Here is a 20,068-nt window from a genome sequence, read left to right as displayed (position 1 = left end):
TATTAATTAAACCAATATTGGAGTTTTCCCCTTAATTAGTCCCAAGCAAAACCCATTTTTTCAAGATGGGCATTTACTTTAGCTTCAAGTTCGGCTACTTCAATCAATTGCTTTGGCATTGGGGTTTCGTAGCGTTCAGCCAATTGTTTTATCCGTAAAGTCAGGCGTTGGCTAATCCTTTCCATTTCGCTTTTTACGCTATTTTCAATACTTGCCATCCATTTATCAGCTACTACCAATTGTTGAATGGTTTCAATACTTAGGTTTTTGTATTGGTTTAAAGCTTTTAGGTCGAGTGCTATTTCCTCTTCTCTTATCTTTTTATTAAGTTCAGTATATTCATCCGTCAAGGCTAAATACTTTTCAAAAACCTGTTTCTTTTCCAATAAAATACTATCCTCTTTTTTGTTTTTTAGTTTGTTATTTACTGTTTTTAATGCCGTTGTAATAGTGGCTTTATTTACTTTATCCATTTCAGTAAAAAATCCATCTTCGCCACTATGTTCTTCTTCTATTTCACTGATTGCGGTAACAGTTGCTTCTCTTTTAGCTTCTAGTAGCTCAATGGCTTGCTTATCTGCTAAAAAATAGCGGTTGATTACCAAATATTTGGGTACAAGGTCACATTCCCAACCTTTATCGGTTTCTTTTCCTGTTTTTGGGTTGGTTACAATAATTCTATAAGGTTCAGCTTTCCAGCCATCTACTGCTATTAGGTAGCAATCATCTTGCATGGTTTCATTCCAAAAGTTCATCAAATGCTGATATACATCGTATTTATCCATCAATGGTTTATCGGTATAAGTACGCAATATATCTTCTGATACCCGATGAATGATTTTTTTGGGTTTGATACCAACATTTAATCCTTTCAAGAATATTGTATTATTGGTTTTCCAACCATCAAACAAAGTATCCATTTCTTGGCTAAACCGCACAAATTCAGGATGTGAAAAAATGGTTTCTTTAATGGCTGTTTTGGCAATGTTCAAGTCGCTGTATCCTTTTCGATTACTTGCTGAGAACAAATCGTTTTTAAGTGTAGGATAAGCCGTCCAATAATCACTCAAATCATCAATATCAACATTGGGAATACCTCCTATTAAATGAGCTTCAATGTCTTGAATATCTTCAATTTCTTGGCTGTCAATATAGCGAGGGATATTTAGGTTATAATCATTTTTAGGGTCAGCAATTTCTGCTAAACTCACCCAACGACTGAATTTCGGGATTTCAATTTGTTTATTAAAAACATCAACAATTTTATGAATATCCTGCTCACGAAGGCGGTTTTTATTACCATCTTTGATAAATCCTTTGCTGGCATCGACCATAAAAATCCCCTTTTCAGCCTGCGACAGCCCAAAAGAATAATTGGCTGACTCCATATCAACCACGATAATACAAGCTGGAATACCTGTACCATAAAAAAGGTTTGCTGGTAAGCCAATGATTCCCTTGATATAACCCCGTTCGATAAGGCTTTTTCTAATCGTAGCTTCAACATTACCACGGAATAACACCCCATGAGGTAAAATACAAGCTCCTTTGCCTGTACTTCTTAAAGATTTGATGATGTGTAAAAGAAAGGCATAATCACCATTTTTTTCTGGGGGAATATGACCTTCTTCAAAACGCAAATAAAAATCATCATAAGGATTAAATCCGTCCATCCAATTTTTAGAAGAAAAAGGAGGATTTGCCACTACGTAATCAAATGTTTTTAGGCTTCCATCATTTTCAGTATGCAAAGGATTAGAGATAGTACTTTGTCCTTTTTGAATATTAGCTTCTGAGTTATTATGCAGAATCATATTCATACGTGCCAAAGCAGCCGTTACAACTGTTTTTTCTTGTCCGTAAATGGTAACGCCATACTCTCCAGCTTCTTCAGCAACTTTTAATAATAAAGAGCCAGAGCCACAAGTAGGGTCATAAATAGTAAGTTTTCTTTGGGCTTCTTTATCGATACCAATCACTTTTGACATCACACGACTTACTTCGGTCGGTGTATAAAACTCACCTTTACTTTTACCACTTTCTGAGGCAAAATGACGCATCAAATATTCATAGGCATCCCCTAAAATATCATCTCCCTCAGCACGGTTTTTACTAAAATCAAGAGCAGGATTTTCAAAAATAGTAATCAAGTCAGTAAGCTTGTCCACCATTTCTTTCCCTTTGCCTAATTTTTCTTCATCCTGAAAGCTAATAACATCAATAACATTTTCTAAGTCATTTTGCTTGGCTAAAGCACTGATAGCCATATCAATCTTTTCGCCAATATCTTTTTGTCCTTTTAAAGCTTGCATATCCTTAAAGCTACCGCCTTCGGGAATAACAATCAGAGCATAGGGGTCATTAGCGTATTTATCAGAAACATATTTTACGAAGAGTAAAATCAACACATAATCTTTATACTGACTTGGTTCCATTGACCCCCTCAACTTATCACAACTTGCCCACAGAGAACTATACAGTTCAGATTTTTTAATCGCCATTTTTAAATTTTTGAATACTTTTTTGTTTAATTATCTCAAAAGTAAAACAAAAAAAGGCAAGACCATAATTGGAGGATTGGCTTTTAGGCACTTTTCCCAACGGTTAATTACCTAGATGTAAATCCTCCATAAAAACACTAATCCTCCATTAACTTTCTTTCCCCCTTACCGAATAATAAGTTTTTCTTTCAATTATCACCAATTAAGACCGCTCATTTTAAATAATAAATTAAGTTTAACTCAGATTTACTTTACTGGTGCAAATAGCCTTAAACTTTAACTGAATGGGCTCCTTTTCAAAGAAGAAAAGATAATACTCTTCATAAAAAGCACATTACTAACATTTTAAACAACCAAATAACATGAAAAATCAATTTTTTTCCCTTCTAGTAATTTTACTATTGTCATCGAGCTGTGCAAGCGTAAAATTTTACAGTGATAAAGAACTCAAAAATGAATCTGGCATTGAGTTTTATTCTCCAAAGCCATATTTAATTGTTGAAAAAAGTCCAGCCAAGGATGTTGCCATTAAAAGTACAATTGTTTACTTGCCTGATTTTGAAAAGTCAAAATTTGCAAAAATAAAATCAGGCTTTGGTTCTAGTGATTTAAAACTAAGTTTAGAACATGGGATAATAACTTCTTATGGAGTCACTACAGACACAAAAATACCAGAAACCCTTACAGCTATCAGTAGCCTTGTTAGTGGGGTAGGCTCAGCATATAAAACTGTTAAGGAAGTTACTGAAAAGGAAAAAGAAGAAGATGGTGATATTACTAGTATGCAAAATGCAGTAAAAATTATAATACCTATTGTTGATGGATTTCAAAAAATAAAAGGGGAAAAGAATTCATTGCTTTCTGAGCCTCAAAATAATAAAGTAGTTAGCTTGGCAGATACTTTGGAGAATGCACAAAAAAAACTTAATGGTGGCAAACCTAAAGATATACCATCAATTGTTATATCATTTAAAAATGCGGACAATCTCCTTGATGAGTTAAAAACGACATCTGATTCTCCAAAAGCTAAAGATTATAATAGTAAAATTGATTCCTATAAAAAAGAGTTAGAAAAGGCACTAAATATTCTTTCCCCAGCTCCAGCGAAAACAGATACCACAGCCATTGAGATTTATGAAATTGTAATAGCTAACGGCAAAACAGAATTACATAAAGTAAACATGCCATGAATTTTGTAAGAATTAAAGTTGGCTCGAAAGTAGGAGCTTTAGCAGGTTTTGTATCAAAACCCGATGGTTCGATTGTAGGCTTATCTGCATTTCATGTTTTAAGTGGTAGTAATAGACAAATCGACCCATTTGATGATATTGTAGATATTAGAGATGAAGAACAACAAAAGTGGGTAGAATTCGGTATAACCAAAGAAGGAATATATTCTAGAGGAAATGCGACTGATAGAGATTTTGGAGTATTAGATTTCGCATTTTTCCAATTAAATCCTTCCCTCTTAGAGAGAGTAGAAAAAAATTTGAACGAAATCCCTATTAGTCACTTCCTCGAAATGAAAATATTAACTGAAATGGAAAATGAAATGGTTTTTGGATATAGTGTGATAAACGAAAGCCGTATTGTCGGTCAAATTTCTAAGGTTTTTTATACGGGTAGTCATAATCTATTTGACGCAGAAATAGAGATAATTGAAGGCTCAACAGAAGATGGAGACTCTGGTATTCTATGGAAAGATGCTAACGGTAGGGCTTTATTGATGCACATTAGGGGTAATTCTGATAATAACACGTTTAAATCTTATGGAACATTTATTAATAGAATAATTGCAAATAATAAATTATTTGAATGGGAAACAAAACAACTTGCATAAGTTTAAATACTAAGAAGATGTCCTAATTTGAATTGTAAAATCATAAAGAGCAGTTTATTTAAATGTTAGACTGCTTTTTATGATAAATATCTCCAATTTTTAATAGCTGAGTATTTCTTAATCGTCTTCCCTATAAACCCTTAACAAACTATCCACCCTAAGATTCAACGTCTTCATTGCTAAAACCTTTGTTTGTAATAATAGATTTTGTCGGCTAAGTTCTTGGGCGACTAACCTATTTTCTGCAATGGCTGAACGATACGATGCCACACAAGTATCACATAAACCAAACTGTGAGCTATCTAGCCCTGCGAGTTCATGCCTTAAATGAGCAATTTCTTCTACTTTAGTTAGTATCATCTTATCAGAAGGATGATGATTAGTACTTTGTACTAAAAAAGACATTGCTTTAGTGGCGAGCATTAGACATAACATCACAATGCCTAAAAGCTGAGATTTAGATAAGTTGTGCATGACGGTGAAGGTTTTGTAAAGTGAGTATTCTATGTTGCCAACCCTTCAGAAATACGTTTTGGTTTTTCACTTGGGCAAGCTTTTGATAATAAGTTTTCCGATACTGATACAAAGCATGATACACTAATTTTTCATCGGCACGATTCAACGCCTCTATCGTTTGATGATTCATCCTACCATCTGCTTTAATGCCTAAAATATGCTGTAAAGCCTTGATATGTGCTCCTTGATAGCCCATTCCTGCGTGAATGACCATATCGACCAATAGCTCTGCAAGGGCTTGAGAGTGAATTTCATCCGCTCGCATTTGATGCCAATAGGCATTAAGATAAATTTGCTTGACATCCTGTAAAACAATCAAACGTAAATCTTCTACACTTACTAAACCATCACCATCTTTATCACAAATCAGTATTTCGATAGACTGGTGTTTACAAAAAGCCTGAAAGCTTTTTAGCGTGATACCAAATTTGGTAGCACCGCCCAAATCATAACGAGTAATGGTAAAAAGCACCCCTTCAAGACGAATAAGTCTTGGGAAAAAGAGCTTAAAATCTGCACAAAAAGAGATATTACTTTTTAACATAAACAAGAGTAACAAAAGAAGCTTTTTCATAGGCTTGATGATTTTCTAACGAAATTATCAAAGCAGAAAGCCTCTTGCTTGATTCTTCAACCAAATGACCTTTTGGGGTTCTCATTTCTTTTTTGTCCATGAGTTTTTCTCTTCTCCACGAGCTTCGCTCATGGTTATTCGTGTTAGAGTCCTTTGGACTCTTGTGGGAACTTTCTTTTAGTCATTTTCCCCTTCCACGAGCATTGTTCATGGTTATTCATGTTGGAGTCCTTTGGACTCTTGTGGGAACTTTCTTTTAGTCATTTTCCCTTTCCACGAGCATTGTTCATGGTTATTCATGTTGGAGTCCTTTGGACTCTTGTGGGAACTTTCTTTTAGTCATTTTCCCCTTCCACGAGCATTGTTCATGGTTATTCATGTTGGAGTCCTTTGGATTTTTGTAAAAAATATTTATTTTTGAAAGGAATAGTAATTATTACCTGTCAAACAAAACAACCTATCTTATCTCTATGCACAGCTACACACAAACCTTGTATCAGATTGTTTTCAGCACCAAGTACCGAGAGAAAACAATGACTAAAGCAGAACGTCCTGAGCTTTTCGCTTATATTTGGGGAATTCTTAAAAACAAAAAATGTCATCTATATAGAATCAATGGTGTAGAAGACCATCTCCATATCATCACAAGTATTCATCCCTCAATAGCAGTAGCCGACTTGGTAAAAGACATCAAACTTGGTGCTTCAAAATTTATCAAACAGAAAGGTATCTTCAAAGAATTTAGAGGTTGGCAAAACGGATATGCTGCATTTACCTACAGTCAAGAAGCAAAACATAATTTAATTGAGTATGTAAAAAGACAAGAGGAACATCATAAAAAGCAAAGTGCCAAAGAAGAGCTTGTCAAATTACTAGAAGAACACAAGATAGCATTTGATGAAAAATATTTGGAATAACTCCCAAGCCTCAATAATCCATCAAAAAAATAAGTGAAAGCAAAAAGCCCAAAGGGGCTTACACGTGAATAACCCCGAGTGAAAACTCGGGGAAACACAGCTCCAAGTCAAAACTCAGGGAAAAACAAGAAAAGCCCAGCGGGGCTTCAACACGAATAATCCTGAGTGAAAACTCATGGAAACACAGCTCCAAGTGAAACCTCATGGAAAACAAGAAAAGCCCAAAAGGGCTTACACACGAATAACCCTGAGTAAAAACTCAGGGTACTCGGGGTATATACAAAAACTACACCAACACATCCACTAAAATAACTTTCGCCGCATTGAAAGTCATATTTTGCAAAGGATATTTCTCACCATTAATTTCTTGAAAGAATTCGATACCAATCGCTACAAAAACAGGAGCAGTCTCATTGCCATCTAATACAATCGATAAATTTTCTGACGCTACATTTCCCGCTTGAAAAGGCTTGATGTTTGACAATGCTTTTTGCGTTGACTTTTGTTCATTGCTAAAATCAATACTAGCACCTTCAGCAATAAATTGAAAATGTGTCGTCCCTTCTGGTGCAAAAACACTCAAAATAGGGTCAAAAGCATCAATACTGATACTAACTGCTCCTGTTGTTCTGTTCAAAGTAGCACTAACAGAACCAATAAAGACAGCGTTAAAAATAGAGTTTCGATTAAACTCAAAGCCCTGCAAAACCGACAATTCTCCATCCAATACATTTCGCTTACCACGAATAGAAACCGTGTCTAAACTAATCGCCTCTCGCATCTTTTGGGTTATTCTGCTTGCGCTGAATTTATCTGAAGCCTTAGCAATTAAATTGGGAAAAGACGCTCTGAAAATTTTAGTTGCTTTTCCTGCACTAGAGAATTCTTGTTGATTTTCAAGACTTCTCGGAGCAGTACTTGGACCCCTCTGAGCTTTCTGACGGACAATGCCATTTTTGTCCACTGTAATTCCTGCAACCGTCCCACGGATGCCTGAAAGTAAAGAACCTTCTACGATAGTAGCCATTGATTAATACTGTATTTCACCCATACAGCAAGGGTTTATTGGTTTATTTTTTAGCGATGAGCGTATTGAGACATGTATAAAAAAGCTCACAACTCATAGCTCAAGGCTCACAGCAGTCTCAAAGGGGGCTAATAGGAGGGATACTCATACCTGACCCATGCTTAACAGAAGTAAAAGGGGACAAAAAGCTTATATTTTATGCGGTATGCCCTAAGACTTTTATCTTTGTTTTACAGAGGCAAAGCTATGATTGGCAATGAATTGAATGCTTGATTTTAAACTTATTGACCCTTAACAGATATACACGATTACACCAAAACCAAATGGTATGGGCTATGGAAGCACTAGAAAAACCTATCTTAAAAAGTCGAGACATCACACAGACTTTTGTGGTGTATGCAGCCCATATTGAAGTATGGGCAGACGTCAGTGCGAAGACTGCACAGCGAGAAATGAGAAAAATCAGGAATCATTTTGGACTCCAGAAAAGAGCCAGACTTACTTTTCTGGAAGTGGCTGAGTTTTATGGTTGGAGAAAACAAGAATTGCTAGAAGAACTCAACACCCGAAGAATTAGGGTGAAGGAACGATTGAAAGAAAAGATATAATCATAGCAAAAACAACGAAAGTCTTTGCTATGATAGTACTTGTTTACCTAAGTTGTGTCATCTATTCATTACTTAGCTAAACCTTCACCACCTTTTTCTAGGTCTTGGAAAGAGGTGGTGACTTTCATGATTTTTTCCACATTATTTTGATATTCTTTCAATACTTCAGTAGCTCTTACTCTTTTTTGTCCTTTCTCCCATTCTATCAATTTGTCTAATGTATTAACGTTTTCTTCTTTACTCTTGGCAAGAATCAGCCTACTGGCTTCGAAGATAAGCGGGTCATCAGGTTCATATTTTAAAGTATTATGTTGTTCTTCCAATAGGTCGATTTTACGGTCAAAATAAGAGCATATAATATCCTTTACATTACCAATGGTTAAAGCCCCATAAAAGGTTTTTTCTTCAAAAAGTGCTTGTTTTAAAGCCAAGGCTATATCTTCAACACTTTCATGTGTATAGGTCTTTAAAATCCAGTCGCTACACCAAATTAATTCGCTGTTTCTTAGTCCTTGTTTAACCTTCACCATATCCGAAAACATTCTAAGCAAGGCACAAATTACCTTGAAAGTATCTGCTCTATCCTCCTTACTTTTAGTCAATTGGAATAGCTTTTCACCCAAATGAGCTTTTTCAGCATCAATTTGAATCAATTGCATTGACATCGTCTCAGACTCTTGTTCACTAAGGTCAAACCCAGTCTTTTGTTTCAAAATATTGCTCAAGCAATGTTTCAAGCCCTGTTCTTGTTTCAGTGCTATTTCCTTTTTGTTTGTTTGAAGAGAATGATTGTGTGGTGTTTCCATAACCTTGATGATTTTTTAGAACCAAAAGACCTTTTTTATAGTCACCCATAACAAATACACCAATAACGCTTTTCCATATTTTCCTTTTAGGAATTTCTCCAGTTTGAGTATTGGGTGTCTTTGCCCACTTCGAGACGGCAGTAAAATAATAATTAACATCAGCCTCTGGATATTCTTCTGTCATAAAAGCTTCAAAAGTATCAAAATCTGATAGCTCAGAAGCTTCAAAAGTTATCTCCTGAAGCCTAGCACTTTCCTTTTTTTTCTTAAATGACATTTTTGTTTCATCTCCTATTTTTTTTTCATTAAAAATGGGTAATTCATCTTTTTGCTTTTTAATAGTTTCTTTTCTATAAGGTATGCTATCCTGTTTCGGGATACTTTTATCTCCCATTTCGGCATATTTTATATCCTGTTTGGGAATAGTACTACGTTGTCCTTCGGAATGAATGGTCTCCCGTTTCGGGATAATTTTTCTATTAATAATCTCCTGTTTTGGGATATTTTTATCAGTAGTTTGAGATGCTTTCCATTCGGAAGAGATTTGCAGCGTTTTAGGATTCAGTTTAATAAGAAAGCCTTTCTGTATTAAGCTTTTGATTGCCTCAGAAACCTTATTTTCTCGAATGCCTAGATTGCGAGATAACGAACGAATGGAGTCATCATAGACTAATTGATGATTACCCTTATAATGGATATAAGAAATGATAAGGCGTTCATTGCCTGTTAAAAGCTCGTTGATGAGATATTCTTTGGGAATCCAAAGTCCTTGTAAAGTACTCATGTCTGTAGATTTTTAAAATGTATTAATAGGTTTTCTTTTGCGAAGTCATATCAACAAATATGCTCAAAACCAACAATAGTCAAACACATGGAAAAAACAGAGAAGAGCAAAAATCAAGTAAGACTTTGCTAAGTAAAAGACGTAAATAATTACGATTTGAGAGGATAGAGGTAGTTTTTTCCCCATGTTGTGTAGTAGTTAAAGTTCATGGCTGTTAAACAAATATAGAAAAAAACTTCAACCAAATTAAAAAATCATTAAATATCTATTAATATGATTTTGCAAATGGACTTTTGCTGTAAAATAATAGAACTATATCGCCTTGGGAGGGGCAATAAAACAAGGGTGTTATGTAGGAAGTCAGAAATTAAAAGGCATTGGTGAACCAGGGCTTCCGCCTTTAGATTTAGATAATGTCTAGTTAAAGTTAATCTTATCACTAGTAATGGGATTATTACCTTTCCTAGTGATAAGATTGATTATTTCCTATATTTTTCGCTCTCTAATCTTATACTCCTCAATATCAATCAGGGTGTGATATTTTCTAATTAATTCTTCATCGAACTCTTCAAGATGATTAATTTCATTCAATAAATTTCTTTGTTCTTCTAACAATTCAAGGTAAATAACTTGATTCTTTTTTACATTAAATCCTTCGAAAGTATCCTTCGTTTCAATGGCTTGGCTTAGAAAGTTTAGTTCAATGCTAAGTCTTTCGTACAAATTATTAATGTGTTCATTTTGAAGGCAATTCTTACCATATTTTTCTTCTAAATATTGTAATGAGTTTTTTGCCATTTTATGTTGGATACTTACTTCCTGTTCTTTTTCAGGAATGGCATTATCCACTAATTTCACCTTTTTAATAAGCCAAGGAAGAGTAAGCCCTTGAAAAACTAAAGTGACTAAAATGACAATAAAAGTGATAAAAAGAATCAAATTTCGATTTGGGAAAGCTTGTCCTTCTTGAATAACTAAGGGAATAGAAAGTGCAGAAGCCAACGAAACTACCCCACGCATACCAGCCCAACCATGTATTAAGGGCAATTTCCAGCCAGGATTGGGGTCGGCTACACGAATGTAACGGCTGATAAAACGAGTAAAAACAGAAGCCCCCATCGAACAAATAATTCTGCTAATAATCAATACTAAAGAAATGGCTAAACCATATCCAATGGCTTTTTCTAAACTGGTATCACCCAGTTGCTCTACTACTGAAGGCAATTGAAGCCCAATTAGCATAAAAACCAAACCATTGAGGACAAACACTAAACTACCCCAAACATTAGTACTTTGAATTCTACTCATATAAGTAAGCATACTTTGGCGCTTACTTGATAATAAAAGCCCCCCACTGACTACTGCCAGTACGCCCGAAAAATGAAAATGTTCGGCAACATAATACATAAAATAAGGCGTGAGAAAAGTCAAAACAACTTCTATACTGGGTGTAGTGGGCAACCATTTATGAATGGCGTAGAAAATATATCCGACAGCTAGTCCTATCAATGTACCCATTATAATAACCAAAAAGAAATTACTGGTGGCATCTTGCCAATGAAATTGCCCAGTAATCACTGCTGCTAAGGCAAAGCGAAATACAATAAGAGAAGACGCATCATTCAATAAACTTTCGCCTTCGCCAATGCTCAAAAGTGCCTTGGGTACTTTCAGATTACGCATGATGGTGGTGGCTGAAATGGCATCGGGCGGAGAAATAATGCCTCCTAACAAAAAGCCAAGAGCTAAAGTAAAGCCAGGGATCAATGCTTGAGAAACGAATGCAATAACGCAAGAAGTAATAATTACAACTGGAAAGGCAAAACTTGTGATTGCTCTTCGCCATTTCCAAAACTCCTTCCATGAAGTTTGCCAAGCGGCTTCATAAAGTAATGGAGGTAGGAAAATAAAAAAGACTAAGTCGGGTTCAATCGTAATGTTAGAAAAGATTGGAAACAAGCTAAGTGCCAAACCTCCTAATACTAAAACGATAGGGTAGGCGATTTTTAACTTATTGGCAATCATAACCAAAGCCAAAATAATTAAAATAAGCGTTACATATTCAATGAATAAACTTTGCATGAAAGAAGGTTTTAAAAACGTATAAGTCTAAGCGTTTTGATAGGAATGTAATTCCGAAGATATAAATATTTATCAAAAATAGCCCTTACTTACCTAATTTAATGATTATTCTTGAATAAATACGTCTAAATCGTCTATAAATGATACAAAAGCTTAAGAGCCTCAAAGCCTTCAAAATTCTTGGAAAAATTCGATACTTAAACCCAAACCTGTAAGGTTTTTAAAACCTTACAGGTTTAATTTAGCCTACGCTAAAGCTTTTCTTGCTTCTCCGTCGGGATTGTTTACCAGTGCAGGAGTATCATCTAAAATCATGGTTTCGCCATTTTGTGTGCTGTAGGGTTTCCAAGTGGGTAAACCACCACCATTTGGATTTCCTGTTTTTACAAAATTGAGAAAGGATTTTGCCATTTTTTCCGACAATGCTCTCGGACGTTTTCCGCCACCTGTATGTGTTAACATCAAGTCTGTATTATAAAACCAAAAACAAATATCATCGCAATGGAATGCACGCATTCTGCCATCAAAAAGTGGTGGTTGCCAGCCAAACCAAGCCAAGTAAACAGGTGCTTTTTGTTGCGAAACTTTAGCGTCAGCAGTGGCTACAGCATTTTTTCGGTTCGAAAGTATCAATGACCAAATTTCGATTGGACGAGCCTTCGGAAAGTTCTTAGCAAAAGCATCAACAATTTCACCTGATTTTGCTCCAAAACGAGAAGCTATTTTTGTTTTTACTTCCGCCAAAGTAATATTTTCCAAAGCGGCATCGGTTCTACTTGGGCTCTGCTCGTTGAAAGTTGAACAAATCATTAATGGAATATTACTTGAAAAATGATTTGAATCACTGAAAAATGCTTCGTCATTTAAGTATTCTCCATCAGAAACAGGCGAATATCCACCTCTTTGTATGTTAAGTCTTTTGGCTTCATCTGCCATTTTATCGACTGCTCTAGTCGTAATATCAATGTATTCTCTCCACGGAATTTGTTGTAATTTTTCAATTTCACCCTGTTTTAGTCCAGCTTCTTCCATGATTTTCAAGCCTAACTTTTCTGCATATTCTTTGTTTGCACCAATTAAAGAGCTTCCGCTCAAAGCCACAGCTTTATGAAATAAACCTTTTGCTGATGGCATATTCATCAAGCAAGTAACTTTCGCTCCACCGCCCGATTGACCAATAATGGTAACATTATTAGGGTCTCCACCGAAATTGGCGATGTTATTTTTCACCCATTCTAAAGCGGCAACCATGTCCAAGCTTCCAACATTTCCTGAAGCGGGATGTCCACCAGCGGCTTTTAAATGACTATAACCGAATGGACCAAGACGGTGATTGATGGAACAAAAAACCACATTGCCTAGTCGAGCGATGTTTTCTCCATGATAGCCATCTTGTTCTATCGCATTGCCATTCGTAAAACCACCACCATGCAACCAAACTATCACAGGACGTTTCTGCGTATCTAAAGCGGTAGTCCAAACATTTAATTTTAAACAATCTTCTGAAACATCGTCATAATTCCAATGGTCAACAAAAGAAGCATAAGTATTGGCATATCGTTTTTCCATAATTTGCGGAGCAGTATTTCCCCACCAAAGTGCTGGACGAACATCTGTCCACGGCGTTGGTTTTTGTGGGGGCATAAAACGATTTTTGCCCGAAGTATCAGCTCCATAAGGAATGCCTAAAAACTGATGAATGCCACGAAGAATGAAACCTCGTACTTTCCCATGCTCAGTATTAGCAATGGCGATGTTGTCGCCTACGAATAAAATTTGCTCATCAGCCACAGGTTTTGCAGGCTTCGTTACATTAGCAGTATTCGCCACAGCTTGTTGCGAAATACCCAAGCCTGCCACACCGACACCCAATGATTGAATAAAATTACGTCTTGTTGGTTTCATAGTTATTGATTGTTTGAAAGGTTGAAAATTTAGATTATACTTTGTTCTTGATGATAAGTATTAAGTAAAAGGACAAATTAAATTGACAATAAATTTATGTTTGAATATAGTATTAACTATCTGATTTTAAATTAAATACAGATAACAGATATACAGTTAACTAATAACGTCCTTTTACTTAAAAATCAATACCTATAAGTATTTGACGTTAAAGCTCTTATTTTTTTTAATTATGTAAATCCTGATAGGAATCACTAAATACTTCTGAATACTTATCTGAAAAATCATAAACAATATTAATTTTCACAATTAAAGAAATAATATTAATATTTTTATTCTGATATAAGGGCGAAGCTATAATTATAATTCGCTACTAGTGTAATTGGAGGTTGAAAAATAGGTTTAAGTATATTCTGTTTTCGGGTTTATTCATGAAATATCCTTAATTTTGGAGACTGTTAGATTTTCCTAGCACATCAAAATCCTAATTCTTAATTAATTTCATGTCTGAATTTGCCCCTTGTCCCAAATGTAAATGTGAGTACACTTATCCAAGCGATTCGTTATTAGTATGTCCTGAATGTTTCTACGAATGGAATCCCGATGAAGTAGAAGTCGAAGATGCGAGTTCGAAAATATTGGATTCAAATGGAAATGAATTGAAAGACGGCGACACCGTGGTTGTCATCAAAGATTTACCTGTAAAAGGTGCACCCAAAGCCATTAAAGCGGGAACTAAAGTAAAAAATATTCGACTAACAGATGGCGACCATAATATTGACTGCAAAATTGACGGTTTCGGTGCAATGGCATTGAAATCTGAATTTGTGAGAAAGGCGTAGGGCGTTTTTCGATTTTAGCTGTCGGATTTCGACTGAAATCCGACTAAACCACCATTACAATAAATAATTACGTTTGGTATTGTATAAAAGTAAATAGGCTCTTTTACTGGCATTCGATAAAAATGAGTGATTTGTCAATATTTCTACTTGGCTTTGTCGCTGTAAAAAAGGGTGTAAAAGTTTGGGTATTCTATTTGTTGAAATACCAATTCTTTTGCCAAATTCTATAAAATCATCTTGATGAACATGTCCCGAATTTTTGAAATGTTCAGACTCAAACCCATCCTTAAACAAGCCTTTATTTAAGGCAAAATCAGTATCATCAACGTGTAAACGAGTATTGATTAAATCGTAAGCGGGACTCAAAACATAATCACCTTTTGGGGTTTCAAGTACCGAAAAGTTCTTTAAATGTGCATCTCCATTACTAAAAAGATAGTTGAAAACTACCAACGAAAAGTACTTATCCATTTCTATACGCCAAGTAGGTATGTATTTTTTGATAAGCTCAGCTAATGCTTCATAGCTAAATTCATATTTATAGTTTGCTCCAAAATTATCTTTGGTTTTACCCGCCAAACTGGCAAAATCTTCTTCGCCCCATTTTAGTCCGTCGGGTCTGATGTCAAAACGTTTTGTGAGATAGGAGGGAGTACCATCTTTAAAAAATACTAAAGCATTTTCTGCGGTTTTAATGCCATAAACCTGCGACGCTATTTGCATGGTAAGATGCTCATTAGCGGGTACTTGATCTACCTTTTTTAAATCTCTTGGAATTGGTTTTAGAATATATTCGCCTTGTTCACCTTCTTTGGTAAGTCTTAGTTGGTTTTTATCTAATAGAAAACTCAATTTTTCCTGAACGCCCGAAATAGAAATTCGTTTTCTATTTTCTATGAATAAATCTTCAATTTCTTCGTTCGATTGTGGCACTTGATAAGGCAAAATATGGCTCACTTTTTTATTGTTGAAAACTTTTCGCAAACAAGCTGGACTATAGCTATTAAAACCTTCTGCCAATGTGCCGGGACAATATTTTATCTCTTCCATATTAATTCAAAGGTTTAAGGGTTACAGCACCGATGGTATCGTATTGTGAGGTTTTTGCTAATAATCCGAAATGGTCATTTTCGTCAATTTTTAAAGTCATGCTTTGTAATTTGAGATTCATCCCTTCACTAAGCATATTATAAAAAAAAGGGAATAGTATTTCAGAACTATATACTTGTTTTGACTTAGGTAAAGTAAGACTAATAGATTGACTATCAGATGATAATAAGTAATTGTCGTCATACTGAAATAGATATTTTTGTCGATTTTCTTCTGTAAGTATTCCTGCTAAAGTACCATTTCTATACACGGCTAATTGTCTCATGGTTTGATATTTTAAGGATTAATTTTTATGATTGTCCAAACTAATTCCATCCCCAAAACCTCTGCCAGTTTGTTGAGTGTTTCAAGTCTAGGATTGGCTTTACCACTTTCAAAAGCTTTAATTGTTCGAAGTCCCACACCTGCCAATTCTGCCAAGTATTCTTGCGTAATGCCTAATTGTTCTCTTCTTTGTTTTAATTCCTGAGATAAATTCATTTGATTTTAATTTATGGTGCAATATACAGCACTTTAAAGTGTATTTACATAATACGGAATAAAAAAATAGCCATAAAGTGCAGAATGCTGCACTTTATGGCTAAGGTATGTAAAGCTTTTTCGATTAAAAAATAAAGTTTCAGTCCATTTATTGTACTTTAATTGAAACCTCAGTATTCAATTGAGCCATTAATTTTTTAAGATAATCTTCAAAACATTTTTCAGTTTTGAAACATTCATCGGCCAATTCCCAAGCACCCACGGCATAATAACGTAAATTACTGTTATTTTTTAAATCCAATTTTGCATAATAACTCAAAGCAAAAGAGCCAGTTTTGGGCGATTCTCCATAACCTTGATAAACTTCGGCAGGGACAATAATAGCTAAACCGATAATAAATTCTTTGTTATAACTTTGCGCATCATGTGTGTAAAGAGCAACAAATTTTCCTTGTTTAATTTCTGTTACTGGATGATTCGTCGCTACTTTCGACAGACCAATAACCACCGTTTCGTCTCCTTTCAATCCTGAAAGTTTTACAGTATTTTGATAAGCATACATGCCCGGCCAAATGGTTGGTTTTTCAGATAATTGGTAAGTTCTATCAATCGTAGGTTTCCAATTATGATAATCTAAACTAATCTGTGACTTTACTGTACCTTCGCTAACAATCTTAAAATCAGTCGCTTCTACATTATGAACAGTATCGTTTGCCGTTACACCAACTCTATAAAGTTGATTATTGATTAATAACCCTACACCACCAAGACCTACCGAAAGTCCTTCGGCATTACCTGCTGGTAAAATATCACGCCCCCAGTCTTTCAAAACATGATAATTATCTTGAACAGCCCCAGTTTCAGAAATCCCAACATTTTCAGGAGAAATAGCAGAAGTTCTTTTTCCGAATAAATCCTTTGCATTTCTACCATCAAAGTAATGGCGGAAAGCTACTTTATCATTTTCCCACGAAGGTCCATCAGTTTGGTAAGGTTGATAACCAATGATCTTTGGTAATTGGTTAGCATAAAAAGTATCGCTAGTTTTTGGTTCTACAGGTGTATTTTTTGAACTTCTTTTTCCAAAACGAACGCTTGTTTTGATAGGATAGCTAGGCTGATTATTTGTCCATTTAAGCGATAATTTTACACTTGATTTTTGAGGAATATCCGCTACAAAAAATAGCTCATCAAACTGACCATCTCCATCCAAATCATTTAATTGTGAAGGAATTTCTTTCCCTTTTTTATCAAAAATCTGTGGGAAAAGATGCTTGTTGATTTTCGATTGAAAGCGTTTTGTTGCAATACTAACCGGCTTTTCTACTAAATCAGTATTACTTTGATTGGCTAACATAATGCTATTGCCAAACTGACTTTTCTGTGCCAAAGCATTTAGGCTAATGAAAGAGGTAAATGTTAATACAAAGAGTTTGTTCATATTGAATAATATTTTAATTTTAAGAGTTGAATTCGTAAAAATAAATCCATTCCTTTCATTTTCAAAATCATTGGCAAATGCTCCAACAGTTCGCATGATAGCAGTTGGATTCCAAATTTTTAAAATGCTAATCGTCCTGACTCTACAGTCTTACCTTGTAGAATAGTGGATATATTTAATTGGATTTACATGTTTTATTTTTTAGTACTATTATAACTATCGGAAAAGTACAAAATATCATGTATTAATATACAGCCGTATAAGCTTATCATCACTGTAAAGTTTTGAATATATATTCTATATAAAAAATGAATGCTTAGGCAGAAAATACCTAAGACATCAAACAAATACTTGGAAGTAACAACTACTAATTGAGAGAAATATTTTTTATTTTAATGAGATAAGAATAGCGTAAATACTGAAAGAATGTATGTGTAAACCTTGTAGCTACTAAGCTAGAAAAAAGGACTTAGATGGTTGTTTTATTAACAGCTAATTTAGCTGCTTTATCCCCTAAAATTGAGATGATTATATGATATTTATACGAATTCGGGCAAAAAGATTCATAATGTAAAATTTATATCAAATTAGTGTCAAATTAGTATAAGATTAGTGTAAAAAAGGTAGTTAATATAAAATTTAGAACCAATTAGTATAAGATTAGTATAAAATTAGTGTAAGATTAAGGAATTGAGATAGCAGTATTGATTTAGTAAAGGATTAAACATTTTTTCACTACTTGAGTAGTGAAGCAAGATGGAGATTATGTATACATAAACTGGCGTGCAAGCACTTTTGTAGAAGAAAGAATTTTACAATTCAAGCTAAAAAATTCAATGACCAATAGAAGTAAACAATCAGGACGATTTAGCTTAGAAGAAGCCTTATCTGAGCAAGGTTAATCCAGAATTTGAAGAGATTAAACAAAAGCGAAGGCTTAAAAATATCAAGGTTAGTTTATATTCACTCAAGTGGAAATTTTAAAATCTGTTTACAGAAGAAGATAACCTCCCCAAAAACAATTGATAGGTATTGCTAATAATCTTAATCAACGCTTAAAATTTACTCATATTCATGGTATGGAAAGAATGATGAAACAAGTGAATCTACCGCAAGGGAATATTGCTAAAATCTTAGATAAGTACAAATCCGAAACGGTTTCAGACGCTATTGGAGAGGGCTCGTATCAAGGTTCTGTTTCGAGAACGCCATAAGGATAAAACGGTTGTCTCTGTCAGTATAGAGACAACCGTTATATGTATTGCTACCTTACATTCTGAGGCCCCCCCCCTAAAATGATAACATTATCAGGGATAGGCCAAGTGTACAGGTTTTCCTGCTCAGGCGTTAATTCATATTTTTTAGTTCCCAGCGACCGAACAAGGGTATAACCCCTTTCTTTTCTCAGTCGTCTCAAATCACTCCACCTTACCCCTCTGAATACTAAGCTTTTTCTTCTTTGATTCAGGATTTCAGTGAGGATATTCTTGGTATTAGCTAGCGTCATGGCTTGAAAAGTACCAGTTTTGTATCTCTTGATTAAAAGAGAATTAAGCGCCTGCAAGGCATCCTCATGATTTCCTAGTCTTTCACTACATTCCGCCCTAATAAGATAAACCTCATCAAGTGCAGGGAAAGGATTAAAGGTATCATAGCCATTATACGAACCCTTAAAAGTATAGTCGTTATTAGCTTTTAAAAAATAGACTGAAAATCTTAAGTCATTAGGCTCATAAGAAGCCAGCAAGGTTGGATTCACTTTCAGGTAAGAAAAGAAAACCTGAATTTCCAGCATGACATTAAATAGAGGCTGTTCCACATTTCCCAAAGCATAAAGAGGAAAAGGAAAACTTAGCCTACTATCCACTTTATTATAATCGATTAATTCGTCAGCAATAGCCAAGCACTCATCAGCATACTGCTTAGCCATGGCATACTCCTTCATTTGTAAGTAAATACGAGCTAAAAGAGCCAGCGTAGCCTGCTTAGAAGGACGAGTTTTTTCTTTGGGCAATACAGGAAGCAAAGTCAAAGCCTCAGTAAGGTCATGGAGTATTTGTTGGTAAGTAGCCTCTATATTTACTCTAGCATTAGGTTGATTGATGTCAGAAGACAACCTAATGGGAATTCCCATTTTTTGACTAGCCGCCTCCTTTTCATAGTCATCACAGAAAATCTGAGCCAGTTGAAAGAACTGCCATGCCCTCCAGAACAAAGCAGTTCCTCTAATCCTGTTGTACTGTTCCATATTCTTGTCGTTTTGATTTATCTTGCCAAGCCCTTCTAATACTATATTGCTATACAAAACCTTCGTGTAAGCATTGTTCCACCCCGGACACTGCTGACCTTCATAGATGTCTTTAGCCCATACATAGCCATTTTTTTGATAGGGGTTGGTCAAAGAATTCCATTCAGTCTCATTCAGGTAATAATCATCCGTGCCAATTTCTCCCATGATGAGCACTGAGGTAGTATTCATGACAGTCATGTTATCCATCAAGGCATCCATATCCTTTAATGAAGCAGGAACCGCCAGCCTGCTATCAGGTTTAAGCTCCAAAAAATCAGTATGGCAGGAAACCGATACCAAGCATAGCAAGCCAGCGATGATGTTATAAAGTCTTTTCATGTTCGT

19 protein-coding genes are annotated in these 20,068 nt (G+C 35.1%); 6 read left to right on the top strand and 13 right to left on the bottom strand.

What is annotated here, in order from left to right:
* Window positions 1-35 precede the first annotated feature (35 nt).
* Window positions 36-2,501 carry a type I restriction-modification system subunit M gene (locus VB776_RS09980; RefSeq protein WP_323328558.1) on the bottom strand — a complete coding sequence of 822 codons (2,466 nt, stop codon included), beginning with the start codon at window positions 2,499-2,501 and terminating at the stop codon, window positions 36-38.
* A 362-nt stretch (window positions 2,502-2,863) separates the two neighbouring features.
* On the opposite strand from VB776_RS09980, the gene VB776_RS09975 reads away from it, so the two are divergent.
* Both VB776_RS09975 and VB776_RS09970 read left to right on the top strand, forming a co-directional pair.
* A complete protein-coding gene (locus VB776_RS09975) occupies window positions 2,864-3,691 on the top strand; it encodes a hypothetical protein (protein WP_323328556.1) in 828 nt (275 codons plus the stop codon).
* On the top strand, window positions 3,688-4,341 hold the full coding sequence (locus VB776_RS09970) for a hypothetical protein (protein WP_323328554.1): 654 nt from the start codon (window positions 3,688-3,690) through the stop codon (window positions 4,339-4,341). The genes VB776_RS09975 and VB776_RS09970 overlap by 4 nt, the downstream gene beginning before the upstream one ends.
* Before the next feature lie 117 nt (window positions 4,342-4,458).
* Here the strand turns inward: VB776_RS09970 and VB776_RS09965 are convergent, their stop codons facing one another.
* Window positions 4,459-4,815, bottom strand: a complete 357-nt coding sequence (locus tag VB776_RS09965; protein ID WP_323328552.1) for a hypothetical protein — start codon at window positions 4,813-4,815, stop codon at window positions 4,459-4,461.
* Window positions 4,799-5,431 carry a glycosyl hydrolase 108 family protein gene (locus VB776_RS09960; RefSeq protein ID WP_323328550.1) on the bottom strand — a complete coding sequence of 211 codons (633 nt, stop codon included), beginning with the start codon at window positions 5,429-5,431 and terminating at the stop codon, window positions 4,799-4,801. The genes VB776_RS09965 and VB776_RS09960 overlap by 17 nt, the downstream gene beginning before the upstream one ends.
* Window positions 5,432-5,901: 470 nt before the next feature.
* On the opposite strand from VB776_RS09960, the gene tnpA reads away from it, so the two are divergent.
* A complete protein-coding gene (gene tnpA, locus VB776_RS09955) occupies window positions 5,902-6,348 on the top strand; it encodes an IS200/IS605 family transposase (protein WP_323328548.1) in 447 nt (148 codons plus the stop codon).
* Between the two features lie 286 nt (window positions 6,349-6,634).
* Here the strand turns inward: tnpA and VB776_RS09950 are convergent, their stop codons facing one another.
* Window positions 6,635-7,375 carry a hypothetical protein gene (locus tag VB776_RS09950; protein ID WP_323328546.1) on the bottom strand — a complete coding sequence of 247 codons (741 nt, stop codon included), beginning with the start codon at window positions 7,373-7,375 and terminating at the stop codon, window positions 6,635-6,637.
* Between the two features lie 335 nt (window positions 7,376-7,710).
* On the opposite strand from VB776_RS09950, the gene VB776_RS09945 reads away from it, so the two are divergent.
* Window positions 7,711-7,983 (top strand): hypothetical protein, encoded by a 273-nt coding sequence (locus tag VB776_RS09945; RefSeq protein WP_323328544.1) that lies wholly within the window; start codon window positions 7,711-7,713, stop codon window positions 7,981-7,983.
* A gap of 68 nt (window positions 7,984-8,051) precedes the next feature.
* Here VB776_RS09945 and VB776_RS09940 read toward each other — a convergent pair whose 3' ends face one another.
* The 4 genes from VB776_RS09940 to VB776_RS09925 all read right to left on the bottom strand — a co-directional run bounded on the left by VB776_RS09940 (window position 8,052) and on the right by VB776_RS09925 (window position 13,560).
* Window positions 8,052-8,696: a hypothetical protein gene (locus tag VB776_RS09940; RefSeq protein ID WP_323328542.1), complete on the bottom strand. Its 645-nt coding sequence runs from the start codon at window positions 8,694-8,696 to the stop codon at window positions 8,052-8,054.
* Window positions 8,674-9,573, bottom strand: a complete 900-nt coding sequence (locus VB776_RS09935) for a hypothetical protein (protein ID WP_323328540.1) — start codon at window positions 9,571-9,573, stop codon at window positions 8,674-8,676. Before VB776_RS09935 ends, VB776_RS09940 begins: the two co-directional genes overlap by 23 nt.
* A gap of 486 nt (window positions 9,574-10,059) precedes the next feature.
* The gene (locus VB776_RS09930) at window positions 10,060-11,655 is read right to left on the bottom strand and encodes a Na+/H+ antiporter (RefSeq protein ID WP_323328538.1); all 1,596 of its coding nucleotides are present in this window, start codon (window positions 11,653-11,655) and stop codon (window positions 10,060-10,062) included.
* 246 nt (window positions 11,656-11,901) lie between these two features.
* Window positions 11,902-13,560 carry a carboxylesterase/lipase family protein gene (locus VB776_RS09925; RefSeq protein WP_323328536.1) on the bottom strand — a complete coding sequence of 553 codons (1,659 nt, stop codon included), beginning with the start codon at window positions 13,558-13,560 and terminating at the stop codon, window positions 11,902-11,904.
* Window positions 13,561-14,063: 503 nt separating this feature from the next.
* On the opposite strand from VB776_RS09925, the gene VB776_RS09920 reads away from it, so the two are divergent.
* Window positions 14,064-14,402, top strand: coding sequence for a zinc ribbon domain-containing protein YjdM (locus tag VB776_RS09920; RefSeq protein WP_323328534.1), 339 nt, complete (start codon window positions 14,064-14,066; stop codon window positions 14,400-14,402).
* Window positions 14,403-14,456: 54 nt separating this feature from the next.
* On the opposite strand, the gene VB776_RS09915 is transcribed toward VB776_RS09920, so the two are convergent.
* The 4 genes from VB776_RS09915 to VB776_RS09900 form a co-directional block, all read right to left on the bottom strand.
* The gene (locus tag VB776_RS09915; protein WP_323328532.1) at window positions 14,457-15,452 is read right to left on the bottom strand and encodes a type II toxin-antitoxin system HipA family toxin; all 996 of its coding nucleotides are present in this window, start codon (window positions 15,450-15,452) and stop codon (window positions 14,457-14,459) included.
* Window position 15,453: 1 nt separating this feature from the next.
* Complete coding sequence (locus tag VB776_RS09910) at window positions 15,454-15,777, bottom strand: HipA N-terminal domain-containing protein (protein ID WP_323328530.1); 324 nt, start codon at window positions 15,775-15,777, stop codon at window positions 15,454-15,456.
* 11 nt (window positions 15,778-15,788) lie between these two features.
* Window positions 15,789-15,992: a helix-turn-helix transcriptional regulator gene (locus VB776_RS09905; protein ID WP_323328528.1), complete on the bottom strand. Its 204-nt coding sequence runs from the start codon at window positions 15,990-15,992 to the stop codon at window positions 15,789-15,791.
* A gap of 148 nt (window positions 15,993-16,140) precedes the next feature.
* Complete coding sequence (locus tag VB776_RS09900) at window positions 16,141-17,433, bottom strand: DUF4861 family protein (RefSeq protein ID WP_323328526.1); 1,293 nt, start codon at window positions 17,431-17,433, stop codon at window positions 16,141-16,143.
* Window positions 17,434-18,455: 1,022 nt separating this feature from the next.
* On the opposite strand from VB776_RS09900, the gene VB776_RS09895 reads away from it, so the two are divergent.
* Window positions 18,456-18,647 carry a hypothetical protein gene (locus tag VB776_RS09895; protein WP_323328524.1) on the top strand — a complete coding sequence of 64 codons (192 nt, stop codon included), beginning with the start codon at window positions 18,456-18,458 and terminating at the stop codon, window positions 18,645-18,647.
* Between the two features lie 50 nt (window positions 18,648-18,697).
* On the opposite strand, the gene VB776_RS09890 is transcribed toward VB776_RS09895, so the two are convergent.
* Window positions 18,698-20,062: a RagB/SusD family nutrient uptake outer membrane protein gene (locus VB776_RS09890; protein WP_323328522.1), complete on the bottom strand. Its 1,365-nt coding sequence runs from the start codon at window positions 20,060-20,062 to the stop codon at window positions 18,698-18,700.
* Between the last annotated feature and the right edge of the window lie 6 nt (window positions 20,063-20,068).

This window comes from Arcicella gelida, assembly GCF_034931025.1.
GTDB classification, from domain to species: Bacteria; Bacteroidota; Bacteroidia; order Cytophagales; family Spirosomataceae; genus Arcicella; species Arcicella gelida.
The sequence above is the reverse complement of the archived record's forward strand: the minus strand, read 5'-3'. Positions and strand labels throughout refer to the sequence as shown.